The sequence below is a fragment of the Pontibacillus sp. ABV4_188 genome (assembly GCF_056311905.1).
Genome location: NZ_CM149975.1, coordinates 3,435,824 through 3,455,495, shown reverse-complemented (window position 1 = coordinate 3,455,495; position 19,672 = coordinate 3,435,824). Strand labels below are relative to the sequence as shown.

The following is a 19,672-nucleotide window of genomic DNA, read 5'->3' as shown; positions in this document are numbered from 1 at the left end:
GTTCTGGAGCCTTTTTGTTTCCGTATATTTTAATGTGAGGGAAGGCGGGCTGGGAAACTACTCGCTTTCCGCGGCCCCACACGAGGTGGGGTCGTTCGATGTTGTCACAGGACGTGACGATTTTAGTCGAACTTCCTCTTTTACTTGTTAGCCTCCTCGGGCAAAAATCATGCCCTGCGGGGTCTCGTCTAACTCTTCTTCCCGCAGGAGTCTCGCAGTTTCCCAGCCCGCCTTAGCGTTAATTGGGGATACGGAAACACGGTGTTAACTAGGGGGAACCAACCACGTTCTAAACACTCTCATTACTCACTAGGAAGAGGGATGGATAAATGCAATTTAGCGCTTTAGCATGGCGAAGGGTGTCTGGCACGCTGTGGTTCTGTGCTGTGATAAAGGGAGTGAGAGTCTTTAATTTAGAGGGTGCAATGGGTGTTGAGTTAAGGTAGAATGAGGGTAGTTATACCGTTTTTTCATAACGACAGGACAACCTTCATAGGGTATACATAATTGATATTATTTGAATAAAAAGGGAGTACGATAAGATGAAAACAGCGATCTTAACCGATAGTACGGCTTATATCCCTCAGGAAGTTCGGGACCGCTGGAACATTCATATGGTTCCCCTGAGCGTAACGATTGGTGATGAAACGTACCGGGAAGAAGTTGATTTATCTACTGGTGATTTCTACGACATGGTACGTGGTGCTCAGGAGTTACCGAAAACGTCTCAGCCCTCTATTGGTGTTGTGACGAATAAGTTGGAAGAGCTTTCTGACGAGTATGATGCCGTTGTGGCGATTACACTTTCAAGTGGTATCAGCGGGACGTACCAGGCGATTGCGAGTGCGGATGATATGGTTGATTCTATTGATCTTCACGTCTTTGACTCGGAAATTAGCTGTATGGTTCAGGGCTTTTACGTATTGGAAGCGGCCCAAATGGCTGATAATGGTGCGACGCCTGAACAGATCTTAGCGCGAATGGACGAGATGAAATCTTCCATACGTGCTTACTTTATGGTCGATGATTTATCTCACTTGCATCGCGGAGGGCGTTTGAATGGTGCTCAAGCGATTGTGGGGAGCTTGCTTCAAGTGAAGCCTGTACTTCATTTCGTGGACAAGGTGATTGTTCCGTTTGAGAAGATTCGTACGCGTAAGAAGGCCGTGAAGCGTGTGAAGGGCTTGTTTGAAGAGGTTGCTGATAAGGGTCAACCAATGAAGGCGACGATTATTCATGCGAATCGGGAAGAGGATGCTCAGGAGATTTTGGATGAGCTTCATGATAAGTATCCGCATGTTGAGTTTGTGCTTAGTTATTTTGGGCCTGTTATTGGGACGCATCTGGGTGAGGGTGCCCTAGGTATTGGGTGGTTTGAGAAATAGCTTTGACCGTTGCTTTTGTTGAGTGCTTGGGGTGGCTGGGGAACGACTCGCTTTCCGCGGGCGGCCCCACACGAGGTGGGGTCGTTCGACGTTGTCACAGGACGTGACGGTTTTAGTCGAACTTCCTCTTTCTTTTTAGAGCCTCCTCGGGCAAAAAGCATGCCCTGCGGGGTCTCGTCGACCTCTTTCTCCCGCAGGAGTCTCCTCGTTCCCCAGCCACCCCTGGCTTTATTATGGTTAACGGCCCCCTCTATCTTTCAAACCTTATTGAGATTTAATAATTAAAAGACTCCTCTAACTACAATCTTCATAACCCCCTCGTTGATCTATTCCAACCAATGCTTGAAAGTCATATCTTTTACTTTATAACTACAAATCCCTTTATATAAAAGGAGGAATTCTCTTGATCAAACGTTTGATCAATTGGTGGGATGGGCGGTTTGAGAGGCGATTTTCTGCTGTTTTTCCACTTAATATTAATAATCCTCATAATGAAAACTCTCCTTATGCTTTATCCCTCTCTGGTAAACTTCTGCTTGAGCATCAGCTTCCTGATGATCATCATACTCTCCTCGAGAATCAGTATTTAATTAAAATACCTGCTATTACAAAGAAACATTTTGATTATGCGTGTAACCGTTGTGGGAATAGGGTGCAGCGTTTTTTTGCTTCTTGGCCTTGTGGGTGTGGGGCGTCTTGTGTGTATTGTCGGAAGTGTGTGCAGATGGGGCGGGTGGCTTTTTGTTCTTCGCTTTATAGTTGGACGGGTCCTGGGGCTTCTTTTCCTCGAATGAATGAGGCTTGTGCTTGGAAGGGGGGGCTTTCGTGGTATCAAAGTGTTGCATCTGATCGGATTAGGGAGGCTGTTGATGGGCGGTTTCGTCTTCTTGTTTGGGCAGTATGTGGGGCGGGGAAGACGGAGATGTTGTTTGCTGGGCTTGAGAGGGCGTTTGGTGATGGGAAGCGTGTGTGTCTTGCGACGCCGAGGGCTGATGTGGTGAGGGAGTTGAAGCCTCGGTTTGAGAGTGCGTTTCCTGATGTTTCGATTGTTGCTCGGTATGGTGGAAGTGAGGAGGTGGATGAGGGGGCTCAGTTCCTCTTAGCGACGACTCACCAGTTGCTCTATTATGCTCGTGGTTTTGATGTGATGATCATTGATGAAGTGGATGCTTTCCCGTACCACGCTGATCCTATGCTGCCTTACTCCACCGCAAGGGCTCTTAAGCCTGATTCTACGCTCATTTACCTCACCGCAACTCCTCGTTTAGACCTCAAAATTCGTTCTCACCTTAAACTCCTTCCTACTGTTTTTGTTCCTCAACGTTTTCACGGTCATCCTTTGCCTGTTCCAGTCTTTCGTGCCAGCTTTGATCTTAAAAAACGAATCGTTCCTAAAGCTCTTAAGGCTTGGCTTAATGAGAAGAGAAGGACTGGTCGTCGTGTGCTTCTTTTTGCCCCAACGATTGAAAAAGCTGAGAAATTGAAAGGTGAGTTACCTGGTAGTATATCCGCTCATAGTGAAGATGCGGATCGGGAGGAGAAAATTAGGCGCTTTCGACAAGAAGAGGTGGATCTTCTTATTACAACGACGATCCTTGAGCGGGGTGTTACGTTTCCATCAATTGATGTGGCTGTGCTTGATGCTAGTCATGACGTTTTTGATGAAGCGGCACTCGTTCAAATTGCCGGGCGAGCTGGGAGGAGTCCGGAAGATCCTGATGGAGATGTGGTTTTCTTTCATAACGGGGCGTCTGATGCGATGGTGAATGCTCGTGATTCGATCCGGCATATGAATAAGCTTGCTGAGAAAGGAGTGGAATAGATGCACTGCTTATGGTGTGACCAGGAAATCATTAAGGATCTGAATTGGAATAATCTTTTTCAACTTCCGAGGGATGAGGTGCTATGCCAGGACTGTAAGGAAGAGGTGCACCTTCTTAAGGGGCCTGCATGTCCGCGGTGTTCACGTGAAATGGACGAAGGGGAGGTTTGTCATGACTGCGCACGTTGGGGCGGAGCGCCTCTTGAGAAGAATACTTCCCTTTATCGGTACGACTCATTTTTAAAAGAGGTGATCGCTAAATGGAAGTATCGTGGGGATTATATTCTGGTGGATGTATTTAAAGAGGACTTCAGGAAGCGGTTCAAGGCTCTGAAGGTCTCTAAGGAAACTGTACTTGTTCCGATTCCCCTCTCCGAAGAACGTTTTGAGGAAAGGGGCTTCAATCAGTCAGAAGCTCTGGCTAGATTGTTACCTCTTGAAACAGCAAATCCATTGCACCGCATTCATTCTGAAAAGCAATCAAAGAAATCTCGTATGGATCGGATGATGACAGAAAATCCTTTTACACTCACAGCATCCATTACTCGCCCAGTAATACTTATAGACGATATCTACACCACAGGACGGACGCTTCAGCATGCGGCAAAGCTTCTAAAAGAAGCGGGAGCACCAAGTGTAGTTTCTTTCACGTTAATACGTGGCTAACTAAAAAAACCCTTTCGAATCTCAAGAAACTGTCGATATAAAAACTAGATAGAGAGAGAAAGGGAGGACTGCGGTTATGGGAGAGTTATCAAATTGCACGCGATGCAACGCACTATTTGTAAAGCAGGTGAAGGATATTTGCCAGGATTGCTATAAAGAAGAAGAGGCACAGTTTGACCTGGTTTATAAGTATGTGCGGAAGCAAAAAAATCGCTCGGCCACGCTTGACCAGGTGTCGAATGCGACTGGAGTAAAGCGGGACCTTATTATGAAGTTTGTGAAAGAGCAGCGATTACGGACATCGATGTTTCCGAACTTGGCTTATCCGTGTGAGCGGTGTCAAACGTTGATTGCAGATGGTAAAATATGTGGTGAGTGTTTAGAAGATATCCGAGGTGACCTTGAGCAGGAAGAAAAGGTTGAAAGTCTTAAGAGAAAAGATAAAGAAGTAAAGACATACTACAATTTTGAGAAATAAGACTCACTTAACAAATCCGTTTCTATACCGATATATAGGGTAGACTCTTTACACGGATCGAAATAAGAAAGAGGTGAGCGGAATGAAAATTAATGGACCCAATCATTCAAACTTTAACCCTTACAAAAAGAACATTCAAAATCAACAACAAGCATCAGAGACGACCGCTAAAAAAGATAAAATAGAGATTTCAAACGCAGCGAAGCAAATGCAGGAACACCAGAAAGCCCAGGAAGCTCGTATGCAACATATAGAATCATTAAAGCAGAAAGTTGACGCAGGAGAATATCAGGTTGATGCGAAACAAACGGCAGAGAAGATGATCAACTTTTGGAAGAATCGCTAAAGGAGGGGCATGAAACGTGTCCGTACAACCTATTTTGGAAGTGATGAAAAAGCACTATGCTTTACATGAGAGTTTACTAAACCTCTCAAGGAAGAAAACAGAAGCACTCAAGGCAGACGACATTGATGCGCTTCAAGGATTGCTTGTAGAAGAGCGAAAACATATCCAAGGTATTAATGGGATTGAGAATAAGCGTGGTCCATTAGTGGAGGAGTGGTTTCGGATCCACTCTCCACAAGCTGAAGAAAAAACGGTTTCTACTATATTGGCAGTGTTACCAGATGGCAATGAGCAAGAGGATTTATCGAATCTGTTCGAGTCATTCGTAACGGTTCTTGCTCAGTTAAAAGAACAAGAGCAGCTCAATACTGAATTAACAAAACAGTCGCTTCAGTTTGTAGACCTCACGCTTAACATGATCCAGCCTCAAGCAAAAGATATGAATTACGGAAATCCAAAGGGACAGCAAGCGAAAAGCGGATCAAACCGTTCGATGTTTGATTCAAAAGCATAAGGGGAGAGGAGAAAGGCAATGGGTTCGACTTTTAATGGAATAGAGGTCGCCAAGCGCGCCATGTACGCGCAGCAGTCGGCTTTATATACAACAGGTCACAACATCTCAAACGCAAACACGCCAGGTTACTCCAGGCAGCGTGTTAATTTTGAACAAACAGCCCCGTACCCACCTGCATCACGTAACCGTCCTGAAATTCCGGGGCAGGTTGGATCGGGTGTTGAAGCAGGTACGATTGAGCGTGTTCGGGAAAGCTTTCTAGATGCCCAGTTCCGCGGGGAGAATACGAAAGCGGGGTACTGGGCGACGAAGGCAGAGGCGCTTCAGAAGATGGAAGAGATTATGAATGAGCCTTCTGATAATGGGCTTTCTAAGACGATGGACCAGTTCTGGCAGTCGCTTCAGGATCTTGCAGTGAATCCAGAAGACTCAGGTGCCCGCTCTGTAGTACGTCAGCGCGGGGTAGCGGTAGCTGAGACGTTTAACTACTTATCTAGTTCCTTAAAAGGGATACAGAGTGATTTTAAAAATCAGATTGATGTAACGACTAAAGAGATTAACTCGATTGCAACGCAGATTAATAATATCAACAATCAGATTGGTGAAATCGAGCCTCATGGCTACCTTCCGAATGATCTATACGATGAACGTGACCGTTTAGTGGACGAGCTTTCAACATTAGTTGATATTAAAGTCACGCCCGTAAGCAGTGGAGAATCTTCTCTTAAAATAGCTGAAGGCAAGTACAAGATCGATATCGTAGGAAACGATGGGAAAGACTTATTTAGCGGTACGCCTTTAGTTGATCCAAGTTCCGGTTCGGTTAACGCATTGAGCTTAACGGAAGGTGGTGTGAAAGATTCTGTAGACACGATCTCTCTTGGTGGGAGTACTATAGATGCACATGAATTCACTTCAACTGGGAAGTTTCAAAGTTTAGTTGAAGCTCATGGATATGAGGATGAGAATGGAAATGAAGCAGGCTTGTACCCTGGTATGCTAACAGAACTAGATAACATGGCTTATACATTTGCTGAAGAATTTAATACTGTACATAAAAGTGGACAAAGTCTACACGAAATCGATAACCCCGCTGCTTCGGATATTCCTTTCTTTACAGAGGGAATGGCGCGAGAAGGCTATGCAAGTAACATGGAAGTTTCTAAAGACATCATGGGCAGTGTCAGCAAGATTGCTGCCTCAGCATCTGGATCTAAAGGTGACGGAGATAATGCTCTGAATCTTGCTGGTGTTGGATCAACAAATCTTGATTACGACAATACAGGTAGCGCCTCTGACTTTACGAGCTACTACGAGGGTGTAATCGGAGAGATGGCCGTACAATCTCAGGAAGCTCGTCGTTTAGAAGGAAACTCAGAAACGTTGAAACAATCTGTTGAAGAACGCCGTCAGTCTGTTAGTGGTGTTTCGTTAGATGAAGAGATGTCGAACATGATCAAGTATCAGCACGCTTATAACGCAGCTGCGCGTAACTTAACAACGATTGATGAAATGCTAGATAAAGTCATTAACGGCATGGGCCGAGTAGGAAGGTAGGTGAGTGATCAATGGCAATTCGTGTGACGCAAAGTATGCTAACGAACAACATGTTGAGCAATATGAGTAAAAGCTATGAGCAGATGGGGAAGTACCAGGAGCAGCTTTCTACTGGTAAGAAGATTAGCCGTCCTTCTGATGATCCAGTTGTAGCTATGAAAGGCATGAACTACCGTACGCAATTGACGGAGATTGAGCAGTTCCAGCGTAATATTGGGGAAGTTCATAATTGGATGGAGAACTCGGATGCGGCTCTTGATAAGACGACCAAGGCACTGCAACGGTTACGTGAGTTAGCAGTACAAGCGAGTAATGGTACTTACGAAACAGGGCAACGAGAGAACATAGCTGAAGAAGTAAAGCAGTTGAAAGATCATTTAAAAGACTTGGCTAATACAAAGGTGAATAACAAGTACATTTTCAACGGGAAGAACACTACAGAAGCTCCGATATCAGTTAATGATACTGATGGTAGCTTGGTCAAAAACTTCAATACTGAATCGGTAAATATTGAAGTTTCAAATGCTACTAAGCTAAACGTTAATGTAGACGGTAACGAGGTTTTCGGGAAAGATCTCTTCTCTGACATTGATCAATTTGTTTCTAGCCTAAGCTCTGGAGAAGATCTTGATGATTCCATTGCTGCAATTGATAACAATATAAACAATGTTGTTAACACTCGAGCTGATCTTGGCGCTCGTATGAACCGAGTCGAGCTTGTTGAAGATCGTCTTTCTAGCCAGGAAGTAATGGCGAACAGAATTCTTTCGGATAATGAAGATGCTGAACTTGAAAAGGTTATTACGAAATTAAAGACACAAGAAAGCATTCACCGCGCCGCACTAAGTGTAGGAGCTCGTATTATTCAACCGACTTTAATGGACTTTTTAAGATAAGCTATCTGATCATCAGATAGCTTTTTTACTCTAATTAGAGGTGACCTATATGCAAACTCCTCAAATACGAATTCAATCCACTCCAGCAAAACTCGGTCTAACGATCCAAAATGCGAAGCATACCTACAAGCAACCTACAGCAGAACAACACATCGAGCAGCCAAAAGCAGACGTTTCGATTAAGCAAGAGCCTCCTAAGTTATCGATTGATCAAACAAAGGCATGGCAAAACATTGGGTTGAAAAGTGTCTTTGTCCGTTCAGAAGAATATGCAAACAACGCTAAACAAAAAGGGTTAGAACATATTGCAACGATGGCGCAAGAAGGCGATGAGTTGATGAGAATCGAAAGCGGGGGTAATCCAATAGCATCTCAAGCCAAAAGGATGATTGATGGGTTATGGGAGTTTAATATCCAGCCTGGTGGCCGTCCGGCTTACGACCTGGTGGACATCTCATTTGAGGCTGGCGGAGCAAAGGTAGATGTTCAGCGCAATGAACCAATACTAAAAGCAACAAAGCGTGACCCTGAATTTCAGTATGAGCGTGGTCAAGTGACAGCTCAAATGGAACAATATTCAGATGTGAAAATTGATTTTGACAATCTGAAATTTAAGGGGTACCGATTTGAAACGACTATATAAGAAGTGGTGAGTTATGAATATACATACGAAATATTTTGGAGAAGTAGAAGTTAATCGTGAAGATGTTATTCATTTTCCGAATGGATTACCTGGGTTTGAGCAGGAACAAGAATTTGTGGTGCTTCCTATAGATGAAGCGGGAATCTATCAATCTCTGCAGTCTATTCAGTCGGAAGACCTCTCATTGGTAGTTGTGAATCCTTATGTTTTCTTTAATGAGTACGAATTTTCATTAGATGATCAAACACTAGAAACACTAAGGATTGAGAGCCCCTCTGAAGTAGCTGTATTCTCAGTCCTTACACTGCGGGAACCTTTCAGTGATACTACTGCAAACCTTCAGGCTCCTATTATTGTGAACAAACGTAACCAACAAGGGAAGCAGCTAATCTTAACAAACACTCCATACAAGACAAGGCATCTTATAGCTGAAGGCGGTGACACGGATGCTCATACTGAATAGGAAGAAAGATGAATCGATTCAAATTGGCGATGATATAGAAATTAAAGTAGTCGCCGTTGAAGGGGATCAAGTGAAAATCGGAATTGAAGCTCCTCGCTCAGTAGATGTGTACCGGAAAGAGATTTACATAAAGATTCAGGAAGAGAATCAGGAAGCAAGTAGCGCGTCAGACGAACTTATTAATTTGCTAAAAAGTTTCAAAAAAGAGTAAACCTTTGTCAACTCCTGCCGATAAAAGATGTAGAAGGTTAAGGAATAAAGGCGGCCGACTTTAGACTTTAGCTATAATACTTAATTAAGTTTCACAGGGACGTGAAACTTTATATTCAAGGAGGAAATTTTAAATGAGAATTAATCATAATATTGCTGCGCTCAACACATATCGTCAGTTGAACGGTGCTAACGAAGGTGCAGCAAAATCAATGGAAAAACTATCATCTGGTCTTCGTATTAACCGTGCAGGAGACGATGCTGCTGGTCTAGCAATCTCTGAAAAAATGCGTGGGCAAGTTCGTGGATTAGAACAAGCTTCTCGTAATGCTCAGGACGGTATTTCAATGATTCAAACCGCTGAAGGTGCATTAAATGAAACGCATGATATACTACAGCGTATGCGTGAACTTTCTGTACAAGCAAATAATGACACAAATACTAATGATGACTTAACTGAGTTACAGAAAGAATTTGATCAGTTAAGTGGAGAAATTACTCGTATTGGTGATAAAACTGAATTTAACACAAAATCACTTCTGAACGGTAACCTTGGAGTACAAGCTGCTGATGGGACCGCTGCCATTTCAGATTTAACGGCAAGTGGTATCTCATTAGATGTTTCAGGTGTAGACAGTGGTGCAACTCTAGCATTTTCACTAAATGGAACAACTTCCATGTCAGTGTCGGATGGAACAACTACACAAGAAATTACTATTGATCCAACTTCTATATCAGCTGGTCAAACATTAAACTTTGATGATATTGGCTTAAAAATGAGTTTTTCTGCTGATGCAAACTTGACTACTGCTAATGGTGGAGCAACTCTTGACTCGACGAATGTAACAACATCCGGTGCAGGTGCAAGTATTCAAATCGGTGCGAACGGAAACACAACGTTAGATATCAGTATTGACGATATGAGAGCAAATGCATTAGGACAAGGTGCTTCTGGCTCAGTCTCTGACCTATCGGCGGTAAACTTGACAAACGCCGGTCAAGGATTTGATGAAAACATTAAAGTAATTGATCAAGCTATTAAAGAGGTATCTGGTCAACGTTCTCAGCTTGGTGCATGGCAAAATCGTTTAGAGCATTCTATCAACAACTTAGGTACATCTTCTGAAAACTTAACAGCCGCGGAATCTCGTATCCGTGACGTTGATTATGTTTTAGCTGCTTAAGAGCAGTGAAAAGCACAGTCGTCCTAGCTGGTAACGGCTAGCGATTATTATCGGGTGAATTGCTGGAAACCCCTTAGAGCTTTCTTCCCCACAACGGAATTGGAAACGATAAACGTGAAGGGCTAAAAAGGAGGAAGATATGGGCAATCAGCAGCCAAGCTCCTGTTCCGAAAGGATGGAGAAGGTTCAACGACTAGGATAGACCACCGCTTCAGGTGATGAAATCCGTAGGAAGGATAAACTCTTCCGAAGTGCCCGACCCCTACTAGTACATTAGAGGGTGAAGATATAGTCTGGTCAATCATGAGAGTGATTGTGGCACGATGGCCAAAGAAATGATGAACCAAACAAAAGAAAGTATCCTGGCTCAGGCTTCTCAAGCTATGCTTGCTAAAGCAAACCAACAGCCTCAGGGAGTACTTCAATTATTACGTTAATATCAAATATAATGGTCGCCTCATATGAGGCGACCATTTTTTAGTAAGTTGCAAAGGTAGACCGCTTCACCGTATTGTCTTCCTGTTATTCTTTTAAACGCTTTTAAATCATCAACTACATCGCCAGGGAGTTTTACTTGGTAACTTTTACGTGCTGAGTTAGTATTACTTTTTTCACTTTGTAGTATAGTGTAGATCTTGTAATAAAAGGAAGGGGTTCTTATGTTTCTATGGATCTCCTTTAAATGTTGCAATAAATCTTTAAGTTCAGAAGTAGGTTTAATCAACTTAAATGTGTCCGGAAGATAAATGGTAGTTCTAAGCGCATTGGAGTTTTTAGTTTCTTGAGAGGTTAGAAATATATCTTTTCGTTTCATACAAGGTGTTAAATATGGCCTTACCACAGTTAGAAAATAGTAAATTGAGGGCTGGTCATATAAAAGAAGGAGATTTTGTCCATCAATATGAAAGTCCAGGGAGTATCTTTCTTTCAGTAATTCTTGTAACCTTTGAACATCTTCTTCGGAAAAACTATCCGTAGATAAGATTACTTTTTGAGGTGTACTTTTATAAACTTTCAAATGCCCATCATCCTGGTACCAGGTAGCGAGACAGAAGGGTGAGAAGTAGTTTTTTATAAAATTTATAGGAACAATTTTTTTATTACCTCTATACCATAGCTCTTTTAAATCACACATTCCTTTTGATGATTTGGATTGGACATAGTACTGCCTATAGTAGCGATCCGTTCTTTTATCATATATCTGTCTAAAAACGGGTGGGGGTGTTTTGATGGTTTGTTGAAGAATTTGATATCCTTTTACAGCCCACTCCCGGTCGGCTATTGTATGAGCGAAGCGGAATCGTGGTGTTCTCCCATCTTGTATTACAATGTTTCCATCTCCTAAAAGCTTCCCAGTTATAAACTCTAAAAATTGTGCACTGTACTGAGTACGCATGGGCAATGATTTCACCTCTCTTTTAAAATATGGACCCAACTATCATTAGTTGTACTATACCCTCAAATAAACTAATTTGTTTCCTTTCCTCTTAATTAAAATAGCTTTCTGCTTAACTTTTACTAGATCAAACCGATATAAAACATAAAGATGTGAAAAGGAGCTGGCTGCTAGTGAAAGTGGGTAACATGGTTCATGAATCCCTACTTCTGCAACGGGCTGAGCGCACCTATGTGAATACAACATCGACAGAGGGTTTGGTTGAGGTTAAAGAATCAAACGTTCCCTATCAGGAAATAGATAAGGTATTAAACAAAGAAGAGGCTAAAGAAATTGTTCAGAGCATGAATGATTTTATGGAGCCTGCACAAACAGAACTTAAATTTCAATTTCATGATAAATTAGAAGAATATTACGTAACGCTAGTGAATCCTGAGACGGATGAGGTAATAAAGGAGATTCCGCCTAAGAAGCTATTAGACATCTATGCTTCTATGGCAGAGTTTCTAGGGTTTTTAGTTGATCGAAAAGTATAAGGTGGTGACCTGTGAATGAGTGATATGCGAGTCGGAGGATTGGCGACTGGGATGGACATCGATAAGATTGTCGGTGACTTAATGAAGGCAGAGCGAATTCCTCTAAATAAGATGGAGCAAGACAAGACGTGGCTTACGTGGCAGCGCGATGCGTATCGTGATATGAATAAGAGTTTTGACGAGTTAGAGCGTATGGCTTCTGATATGAAGTTTTCGAGTGTCTATAATACGAAATCTACTAGCTCAAGTATGTCTGACGCTGTAACTGCAACAGCTGACCCCGCTGCTAGTAACGGGAGCTATAGTATTAAAGTGGATCAACTAGCAACGGCGGCAATCAACACAAGTAAAGAAAAGATATCAGACGGAAATGGCCTGGATTTAAATACATCGATAAAAGACTTGAAATTTAAAAACGCAGTGCCCGATGATCTTTCTATTACAATTGAAACATATAGCGAGGACGGCGAATCGAATCCTCACACTTTTAATATCACGGAAGACATGACGTTAAATCAGGTCTTTTCTGAAATTAATAACTCTGATTTAGGCGTACGAGCTTTTTACGATAAGCAAGCGGACAAAGTCGTGTTAGAGCGTACGGAGACTGGTAACTTTAATACAGATTCAAGTCGATTTAGAGGCGCTGAAATCGGATTTGATGGGAGTACTGCAGCCTTTTTAACGGATACCCTTGGTGTTTGGAATAGTAAGCAAGATGAGGACACAGGTAAGTGGGTGAAAGCGGAAGTTGGTGGACAAGATGCTAAGTTCACTTATAACAATGCTCTGACCATTAATTCGCATGATAACTCCTATAAGCTAAACGGTGTTAACTTCCAGTTTAATGATACTACTGGTGGCAAGAATGCATCTATTGCTGTGAACAATAACGTCGACCATGCTGTAGATAAAATAACGAAGTTCGTTGCCAAATACAATGAGATTATTGAAAGTGCGAACAAGCAAGTGAGTGAGCGGAAGAATCGTGATTACAAGCCGCTTACTGATAAAGAAAAAGAAGCAATGGAAGAGAAAGAAATAGAACTCTGGGAAGAGCAAGCGAAGAAGGGCTTGTTAAGCAATGACTCGGCTATTGAGGGAACGCTTTTTAACATGCGTAACCAGTGGTATGAATCCGTTGATACAAGTGGTTCTTTCGATACGATTACCGATATCGGGATTAAGACTTCTTCCAACTATCGTGATGGCGGAAAGCTATTGATAACGGAAAGCGAACTTCGCTCAGCTCTTGAAGATGATCCTGAATCGGTGTACAAGCTGTTTTATGGTGAAGGTGACGAAAAAGGAATTGCTAAGAAGCTAGAAGAATCTCTCAACAACGGCATGAAGCAAATTGAAGCCAAAGCTGGGAAATCAACGAGTGTAAGCAACAACTTCCGCATCGGAAAAGAACTCGATTCTATTAAAGATGAGATGAGAGACTTCGAAGATCGCTTAACTCAAATCGAAGACCGTTACTGGGCGCAGTTTACCGAAATGGAAAAAGCCATTCAAAAGCTAAATTCACAATCGGCTCAACTTATGAGTCAGTTTGGATAATAAAAGGAGTGTCTACGGGTATGTCTACACAGGCTTATCAAGCGTATCAAAACAATTCCGTTGAAACAGCATCACCAGGCGAACTAACACTAATGCTGTATAACGGATCCTTAAAGTTTATGAAACTAGCGAAAAAAGGCATTGAAGAAGGAAATATTGAGCTTCGTAATACGAATATCCAAAAGGCTCAGAAGATTGTGCAGGAGCTTATGGTGACAATGAACCCGGATTATTCCATTACGCAGGAAGTCATGCCTCTTTATGATTATGTGAATCGTCGTTTAATGGAAGCGAATTTGAAGAATGACGCTACGATTTTAAATGAAGCATTTGAGATCATGACAGATTTTCGTGACACGTGGAAAGAGGTTGTGAAACAAACTCGTCAGCAACAGTTCGGCGCCGGTGGAAATGCGTAATGAGCCAGGTTGACCAACTTCATGACATCACATCAGAACTGTATGAGTTAGCACAAACGCCCCCTAAAGCAACAGAACGAGAAGCGTTTGTCGAAAAGCTAACAGAATTACTAGAGCAACGGGACAAGCTGATAGACGGATTAGAAGGCCCATACACAGATGAAGAACGCCAAAAGGGACAAGAAATGATTCGCATGAACACCGTAGTAGACGAGCGCGTAGCCATTCATATGAAACAACTAAAAACAGAAATTGCTCATATGAAAAAACGAAAAACATCGAATCAGAAATACACCAATCCGTATCAAAGCGTCTCCACATACGATGGCATGTTTCTAGATAAGAAGAAGTAGGTGACAGTATGGCAGAACTAACAGAAGAGAAAGTGCAATTTTTACAACAGTACGACCAGCTCCTTCACACCATGAGTGAAGGATTCGATTACATAGAAGAGAACCTAAACGAAGAAGCACCACCCGAAGTGGACCAAGTCTTCACCGACCTCGTCCAAGCCATGCAACAGCTCCACCAAGGCAATCAACAACTCGCAGCCTTCATCGGCCACACAGAACAGTTGAAATACCAGATCGTCGACTTTCAAGAAATCGTCGAAATGATGTCAGAATGGTTCGAGAAACCAACAAACCTCGACAAGAAATCACTCATCAGCGGCAAAATCGCCCCGAACTTTGAAAGCTGGAGACTGAGCATGCACCAGTTATTAAAACCGTATATTCAACACTAAGATCCGTTACCTGCTTAGGTAGCGGGTTTTTTTGTTGATAGTCCTTTTAACTAGGCTCCATTTTTGCTTTTATACGAATGTATCTGAGGAGTATTTATGGCGATTAGCTTCTTCTCCAAGTATCGCAACGTTTCCTTTTAATTTAAATTTGGCAAGGTGGACCGGGAAACTGCGAGACTCCCGTGGGCAGAAGAGCCTAGGTGAGACCCCGGAAGACGGCTCTGCCGGCTGAGGAGGCTCACCAGCTCCCCACAGGAAAGCGAGTGGTTTCCCGGTCCACCTTACTCTCAATAATAGTAAAAGGAAACGTTACTCCCCATTTTATCGAGTGTCATAATATCTCCACAAAACGTTCACCAATTCGCCAAGCATAATACGTCTCAATCTACATCGTTCTGATGTATAATAAAAGTAAGGGAAGCCCTTACAAAAGCTGTTGTCGATTTTCAAAAGAAAAGTAAGAATCGGCGGTTTAAGTAGCTCCTATTAAGGGGAAGTATCCCTAATAAACCATCCTTATCCTATTTTCCAACAATTACTGACACAAAGTATTCGAAAAAGTCTAAAAATTATAGCAGGTATTCTAGTAGTTGTGGTAGAATAAGTACACATAAGGATGAAAGGAGGACACTTTCTATGAAGTACAACATTCGTGGTGAAAATCTTGAGGTAACGGCGGCGATTAATGATTACGTCGAGAAAAAGATTGGTAAGTTAGGCCGTTACTTTGATGAGGAGCCTACATCAGAGGTACATGTCAATTTAAGTGTCTATAATGATGAGCAGCAAATTGAGGTTACCATTCCAATGAAAAATCTCTTACTCCGTGCTGAAGAACGGCACGTGGACTTATACGCTGCCATTGACCTTGTGGTAGGGAAGTTAGAACGACAAATCCGCAAGCACAAAACAAAAATTAACCGTAAATTCCGCAACGAAGGCGCACCAAAATACGTTTTCGCGGAAATGGAAAAGAGCACACAGCAAGCTGATCCTTATGATGATGAAGATATTGAAATTGTTAAAAACAAGAGATTTGATCTAAAACCAATGGACTCTGAAGAAGCCGTTCTACAAATGGATATGCTAGGCCACAGCTTCTTTGTCTTCACAAACGCAGACACGAACAACACGAACGTAGTGTATCGTCGTCGCGACGGCAAATACGGTCTTATCGAACCAAATTAATAAAGAATAAGGAAAAGCTGTCTCCTATTTAGGAGGCAGCTTTTTTGTATGGGGAGGGCCGTTACGTTTGTTGAGCGATAGGGGTGACTGGGGAACGACTCGCTTTCCGCGGGCGAGCTGTCGAGCCTCCTCCCTCACTTCGTTCAGTCCGGGGTCTCGTCGCCCTCTTTCTCCCGCAGGAGTCTCCCCGTTCCCCAGTCACCCCTTGACTTGATTATGTCTAACGGCGCCGTTGCTTAAGGGTCATTCGCAAACATCCCCCCCTATATAGCGTATTTCCGTTATTTCTAATATGGCAAAGGTGGGCCGAGAAATTGCGAGACTCCTGCGGCAATAGGAGCCTAGGGAAGACCCCGGAAGGAGCATAGCGACTGAGGAGGCTTCCCAGCTCGCCGCGGAAAGCGAGTGATTTCTCGGACCACCTTCCTCTATCTACAGTTAACGGAAACACTCCCCTTAAAAATTTCCTCACATTTCCTCGAAAAAGAACAGTTTTTAGCCCGCAGCTTACCAAAATTAAAAAACTGCAACCAGAAACCCTAATTTACCGGGATTCTTCGTTGCAGTTTTTCAATTTCTGTAGTTGGCCCTCTTAAAAGCTCTCATGGTATAAATTAGGTAACGATGAAAGGAGGCGTGCCTATGAAGAAAGATGAGCATTCTTATACTGAACTGTATCACAAGGTTAAAAAGCAGGAAGAGCTGATCACGCAGCTTTTGGAAATCCTTGCTGTAACGAATCGAAAGGTCAGCGAACTGGATCAACGACAGCGTCGCGTCGAGCTTCATCACCTTCAAGTCTAAACCCCCGTTTTTGCACCCTCACCTCACTCGCACGATTCCTCGCAAGTTCCTCACTTAAAAGGACAGCTCATCCCCGGGCTGTTCTTTTCTTCATTAGAGGGGATAGTAGCCCAGCCCCGGCGCCTACCACCTCGAGGCCTTAAGGCGAAACGGGCTATAAGTGAAAAGCAACTTATAGCCCGTTTTTCCCTTAAGCGTATCGGTGATGAATAAGGCGCCGTCGCTTTTGTTGCCAAGTTGTCACTTCCTACCTAAAAGTGTTATGATTATTGTCAGATCTAACTAATAATTAAGTAACGGATTTCTATAAATAGGGGAGCGTTATACATGCGTGCTTTGCTGAAAAAAGTATTTGGAGACGATAACTCACGACAGCTGAAGAAGATGCAGCGAGTTGTCGATCAGATTGAATCTTTAGAACCTCAATATGAGAAGTACTCAGATGAGGATCTTCGAGCGAAAACAGAAGAATTTAAAGAGCGTTATCAAAAAGGTGAAGATCTTGATGATATTTTACCAGATGCCTACGCGGTCGTTCGTGAAGGAGCGAAACGTGTATTAGGATTGCGCCCTTACCCGGTTCAGTTATCAGGTGCAGTGGCCCTTCATGAAGGGAACATTGCAGAAATGAAAACGGGTGAAGGTAAAACGCTAGCCTCTGCACTACCAGCCTATTTAAACGCCATTACAGGTAAAGGCGTTCACATTATCACCGTCAACGACTACTTGGCGACACGTGACTCGAGTGAAATGGGTCAACTACACGAATTCCTTGGCCTGACGGTTGGTTTAAATTTAAACGGCATGTCGAAGGAAGAGAAGAAAGAAGCTTATCTTGCCGATATTACGTATGGTACGAACAACGAATTTGGTTTCGATTACCTGCGTGACAATATGGTGTTATATAAAGAACAAATGGTTCAGCGCCCGCTTCACTTTGCGATTATTGACGAAGTGGACTCCATCTTAATTGATGAAGCGCGTACGCCGCTTATTATCTCAGGTTCTGCTCAAAAGTCTGCGAACCTTTATCATCAGGCAGACCAATACGTGCGCACTCTTCAACAAGAAGAGGACTATACGTATGACGAGAAGACAAAAGGCGTTCAGCTAACAGAACAAGGGATTAACAAGGCAGAACGTTTCTTTAATATTGAGAACTTGTATGACCTTCCGAACGTTTCGATTACTCACCACATTAACCAGGCGTTAAAAGCGCACACGTCTATGCTTCGTGACCAGGACTACGTGGTGCAGGAAGAAGAAGTCGTAATCGTTGACCAATTTACGGGTCGTTTAATGAAAGGTCGTAGCTACAGCGATGGCCTTCACCAGGCGATTGAAGCGAAAGAAGGCCTTCAAATCCGTAACGAAAGCCAGACGCTTGCAACGATTACGTTCCAGAACTACTTCCGTATGTACGATAAGATTTCTGGTATGACCGGTACAGCGAAAACGGAAGAAGAAGAGTTCCGTAACATTTATAATATGAACGTTGTTGTCATTCCTACGAACAAGCCAATTGCTCGTGATGACAAAGCGGACATGATTTATAAATCAACCGATGCGAAGTTCTTAGCTGTCGTTGAAGATATTAAAGAGCGCTACGACAAGGGACAGCCTGTTCTAGTCGGTACCGTTGCGGTTGAAACGTCTGAGCTTATCTCAAATTACTTGAAGAAAGCTAAGATTCCGCACAACGTCTTAAACGCGAAGAACCACTTCCGTGAGGCAGAAATTATTGAGAACGCAGGTCAAAAAGGGGCCATCACGATTGCGACGAATATGGCCGGTCGTGGTACAGATATCAAGCTAGGTGATGGTGTTCGTGACCTCGGCGGATTAGCGGTCATTGGTACAGAGCGTCACGAATCACGTCGTATTGATAATCAGCTTCGTGGTCGTTCCGGACGTCAAGGGGACCCTGGTGTATCTCAATTCTACCTTGCAATGGAAGACGAACTGATGCGTCGCTTTGGTTCTGATAACATGCGTAGCATGATGGATCGTCTCGGTATGGATGATTCTCAACCAATTGAGAGTAAGATGGTATCTCGCGCGGTTGAATCAGCTCAGAAACGCGTTGAGGGTAATAACTTTGATGCTCGTAAAACGCTTCTTGCGTATGACGATGTCCTTCGACAGCAGCGTGAAGTTATTTATAAGCAGCGCTTTGATGTTTTAACATCTGATAACTTGCGTGAGATCATTGAAGAGATGATGAAATCAACGGTTGAGCGTCAAGTTGGCCTCCACACTCAAGATGAGATGGATGAAAACTGGGAGCTTGATGCGCTTATTACGTATCTGAATGCCAATATCCTTGAAGAAGGCGATGTTTCAGCGGCTGACCTGAAAGGGAAAGATCCTGAAGAAATGATCGAACTCATCATGGAAAAAGTGAAGGAACGTTATGATAAGAAAGAAGAAGAATTAACGCCTGAACAAATGCGTGAGTTTGAGAAAGTTATCCTTCTTCGCACAGTTGATACAAAGTGGATGGATCACATCGATCAGATGGACCAGTTACGCCAGGGTATTCACCTGCGCGCTTATGGTCAGAACGATCCGTTACGCGAGTATCAGTTCGAAGGATTTGCGATGTTTGAAAAAATGATCGCGGCCATTGAAGAAGAAGTTTCAAAATACGTGATGAAAGCTCAAATTCGTGAGAACCTGCAGCGTCAGGAAGTAGCGAAAGGAGCACAGGCTGTTTCTGGCGGCCAGGACGAACAACAACAAAAAGAGAAGAAACGTAAACCTGTTGTAAAAACGGACCACGTGAAGCGCAATGACCCTTGCCCTTGCGGTAGCGGTAAGAAATACAAGAACTGTCACGGTCAGTAATAGGTGTGGG

The 19,672-nt window shown here is 43.1% G+C and carries 22 protein-coding genes; 21 read left to right on the top strand and 1 reads right to left on the bottom strand.

The annotated features are described in order from the left end of the window. The first annotated feature begins 542 nt into the window (after window positions 1-542). The 13 genes from ACYX4O_RS17630 (at window position 543) to ACYX4O_RS17570 (ending at window position 10,601) form a co-directional block, all read left to right on the top strand. A complete protein-coding gene (locus ACYX4O_RS17630; RefSeq protein WP_476352702.1) occupies window positions 543-1,385 on the top strand; it encodes a DegV family protein in 843 nt (280 codons plus the stop codon). A 403-nt stretch (window positions 1,386-1,788) separates the two neighbouring features. Beyond that, window positions 1,789-3,207 carry an ATP-dependent helicase ComFA gene (locus ACYX4O_RS17625; protein WP_476352700.1) on the top strand — a complete coding sequence of 473 codons (1,419 nt, stop codon included), beginning with the start codon at window positions 1,789-1,791 and terminating at the stop codon, window positions 3,205-3,207. Beyond that, window positions 3,208-3,873, top strand: a complete 666-nt coding sequence (locus tag ACYX4O_RS17620) for a double zinc ribbon domain-containing protein (protein ID WP_476352698.1) — start codon at window positions 3,208-3,210, stop codon at window positions 3,871-3,873. It abuts the gene before it with no gap. 76 nt (window positions 3,874-3,949) lie between these two features. Then, window positions 3,950-4,351: a TIGR03826 family flagellar region protein gene (locus tag ACYX4O_RS17615; RefSeq protein WP_476352696.1), complete on the top strand. Its 402-nt coding sequence runs from the start codon at window positions 3,950-3,952 to the stop codon at window positions 4,349-4,351. A gap of 82 nt (window positions 4,352-4,433) precedes the next feature. Beyond that, entirely contained in the window at window positions 4,434-4,697 is a 264-nt protein-coding gene (flgM, locus tag ACYX4O_RS17610; RefSeq protein ID WP_476352694.1) for a flagellar biosynthesis anti-sigma factor FlgM, read from the top strand. 16 nt (window positions 4,698-4,713) lie between these two features. Continuing rightward, window positions 4,714-5,211, top strand: coding sequence for a flagellar protein FlgN (locus ACYX4O_RS17605; protein ID WP_476352692.1), 498 nt, complete (start codon window positions 4,714-4,716; stop codon window positions 5,209-5,211). Window positions 5,212-5,229: 18 nt separating this feature from the next. Continuing rightward, window positions 5,230-6,768: a flagellar hook-associated protein FlgK gene (flgK, locus tag ACYX4O_RS17600; protein ID WP_476352690.1), complete on the top strand. Its 1,539-nt coding sequence runs from the start codon at window positions 5,230-5,232 to the stop codon at window positions 6,766-6,768. Between the two features lie 17 nt (window positions 6,769-6,785). After that, window positions 6,786-7,664, top strand: a complete 879-nt coding sequence (gene flgL / locus ACYX4O_RS17595) for a flagellar hook-associated protein FlgL (protein WP_476357197.1) — start codon at window positions 6,786-6,788, stop codon at window positions 7,662-7,664. A 49-nt stretch (window positions 7,665-7,713) separates the two neighbouring features. After that, window positions 7,714-8,307 (top strand): DUF6470 family protein, encoded by a 594-nt coding sequence (locus tag ACYX4O_RS17590; protein WP_476352688.1) that lies wholly within the window; start codon window positions 7,714-7,716, stop codon window positions 8,305-8,307. Window positions 8,308-8,320: 13 nt separating this feature from the next. Continuing rightward, on the top strand, window positions 8,321-8,770 hold the full coding sequence (gene fliW / locus ACYX4O_RS17585) for a flagellar assembly protein FliW (RefSeq protein ID WP_476352686.1): 450 nt from the start codon (window positions 8,321-8,323) through the stop codon (window positions 8,768-8,770). Then, complete coding sequence (gene csrA, locus ACYX4O_RS17580; protein WP_345242346.1) at window positions 8,754-8,981, top strand: carbon storage regulator CsrA; 228 nt, start codon at window positions 8,754-8,756, stop codon at window positions 8,979-8,981. The genes fliW and csrA overlap by 17 nt, the downstream gene beginning before the upstream one ends. Window positions 8,982-9,114: 133 nt before the next feature. Next, window positions 9,115-10,164: a flagellin N-terminal helical domain-containing protein gene (locus ACYX4O_RS17575; RefSeq protein WP_476352683.1), complete on the top strand. Its 1,050-nt coding sequence runs from the start codon at window positions 9,115-9,117 to the stop codon at window positions 10,162-10,164. Between the two features lie 323 nt (window positions 10,165-10,487). Further along, window positions 10,488-10,601 (top strand): flagellin, encoded by a 114-nt coding sequence (locus tag ACYX4O_RS17570; protein WP_370635544.1) that lies wholly within the window; start codon window positions 10,488-10,490, stop codon window positions 10,599-10,601. 20 nt (window positions 10,602-10,621) lie between these two features. Here ACYX4O_RS17570 and ACYX4O_RS17565 read toward each other — a convergent pair whose 3' ends face one another. Next, complete coding sequence (locus ACYX4O_RS17565; protein WP_476357195.1) at window positions 10,622-11,560, bottom strand: hypothetical protein; 939 nt, start codon at window positions 11,558-11,560, stop codon at window positions 10,622-10,624. 173 nt (window positions 11,561-11,733) lie between these two features. Between ACYX4O_RS17565 and flaG the strand changes: the two genes are divergently transcribed. The 8 genes from flaG (at window position 11,734) to secA (ending at window position 19,662) form a co-directional block, all read left to right on the top strand. After that, entirely contained in the window at window positions 11,734-12,096 is a 363-nt protein-coding gene (gene flaG, locus ACYX4O_RS17560; protein WP_476352681.1) for a flagellar protein FlaG, read from the top strand. Window positions 12,097-12,111: 15 nt separating this feature from the next. After that, window positions 12,112-13,659 (top strand): flagellar hook-associated protein 2, encoded by a 1,548-nt coding sequence (locus ACYX4O_RS17555; RefSeq protein ID WP_476352679.1) that lies wholly within the window; start codon window positions 12,112-12,114, stop codon window positions 13,657-13,659. 20 nt (window positions 13,660-13,679) lie between these two features. Then, window positions 13,680-14,078: a flagellar export chaperone FliS gene (fliS, locus tag ACYX4O_RS17550; RefSeq protein WP_476352677.1), complete on the top strand. Its 399-nt coding sequence runs from the start codon at window positions 13,680-13,682 to the stop codon at window positions 14,076-14,078. Then, window positions 14,078-14,431, top strand: coding sequence for a flagellar protein FliT (gene fliT, locus ACYX4O_RS17545; protein WP_476352675.1), 354 nt, complete (start codon window positions 14,078-14,080; stop codon window positions 14,429-14,431). Before fliS ends, fliT begins: the two co-directional genes overlap by 1 nt. Window positions 14,432-14,439: 8 nt before the next feature. After that, on the top strand, window positions 14,440-14,823 hold the full coding sequence (locus ACYX4O_RS17540; protein WP_476352673.1) for a DUF8042 domain-containing protein: 384 nt from the start codon (window positions 14,440-14,442) through the stop codon (window positions 14,821-14,823). Window positions 14,824-15,459: 636 nt separating this feature from the next. Further along, window positions 15,460-16,011 carry a ribosome hibernation-promoting factor, HPF/YfiA family gene (gene hpf, locus ACYX4O_RS17535; RefSeq protein ID WP_476352671.1) on the top strand — a complete coding sequence of 184 codons (552 nt, stop codon included), beginning with the start codon at window positions 15,460-15,462 and terminating at the stop codon, window positions 16,009-16,011. 642 nt (window positions 16,012-16,653) lie between these two features. Beyond that, window positions 16,654-16,815, top strand: a complete 162-nt coding sequence (locus tag ACYX4O_RS17530) for a hypothetical protein (protein WP_476352669.1) — start codon at window positions 16,654-16,656, stop codon at window positions 16,813-16,815. A 327-nt stretch (window positions 16,816-17,142) separates the two neighbouring features. Then, a complete protein-coding gene (gene secA, locus ACYX4O_RS17525) occupies window positions 17,143-19,662 on the top strand; it encodes a preprotein translocase subunit SecA (protein ID WP_476352667.1) in 2,520 nt (839 codons plus the stop codon). Window positions 19,663-19,672 lie beyond the last annotated feature (10 nt).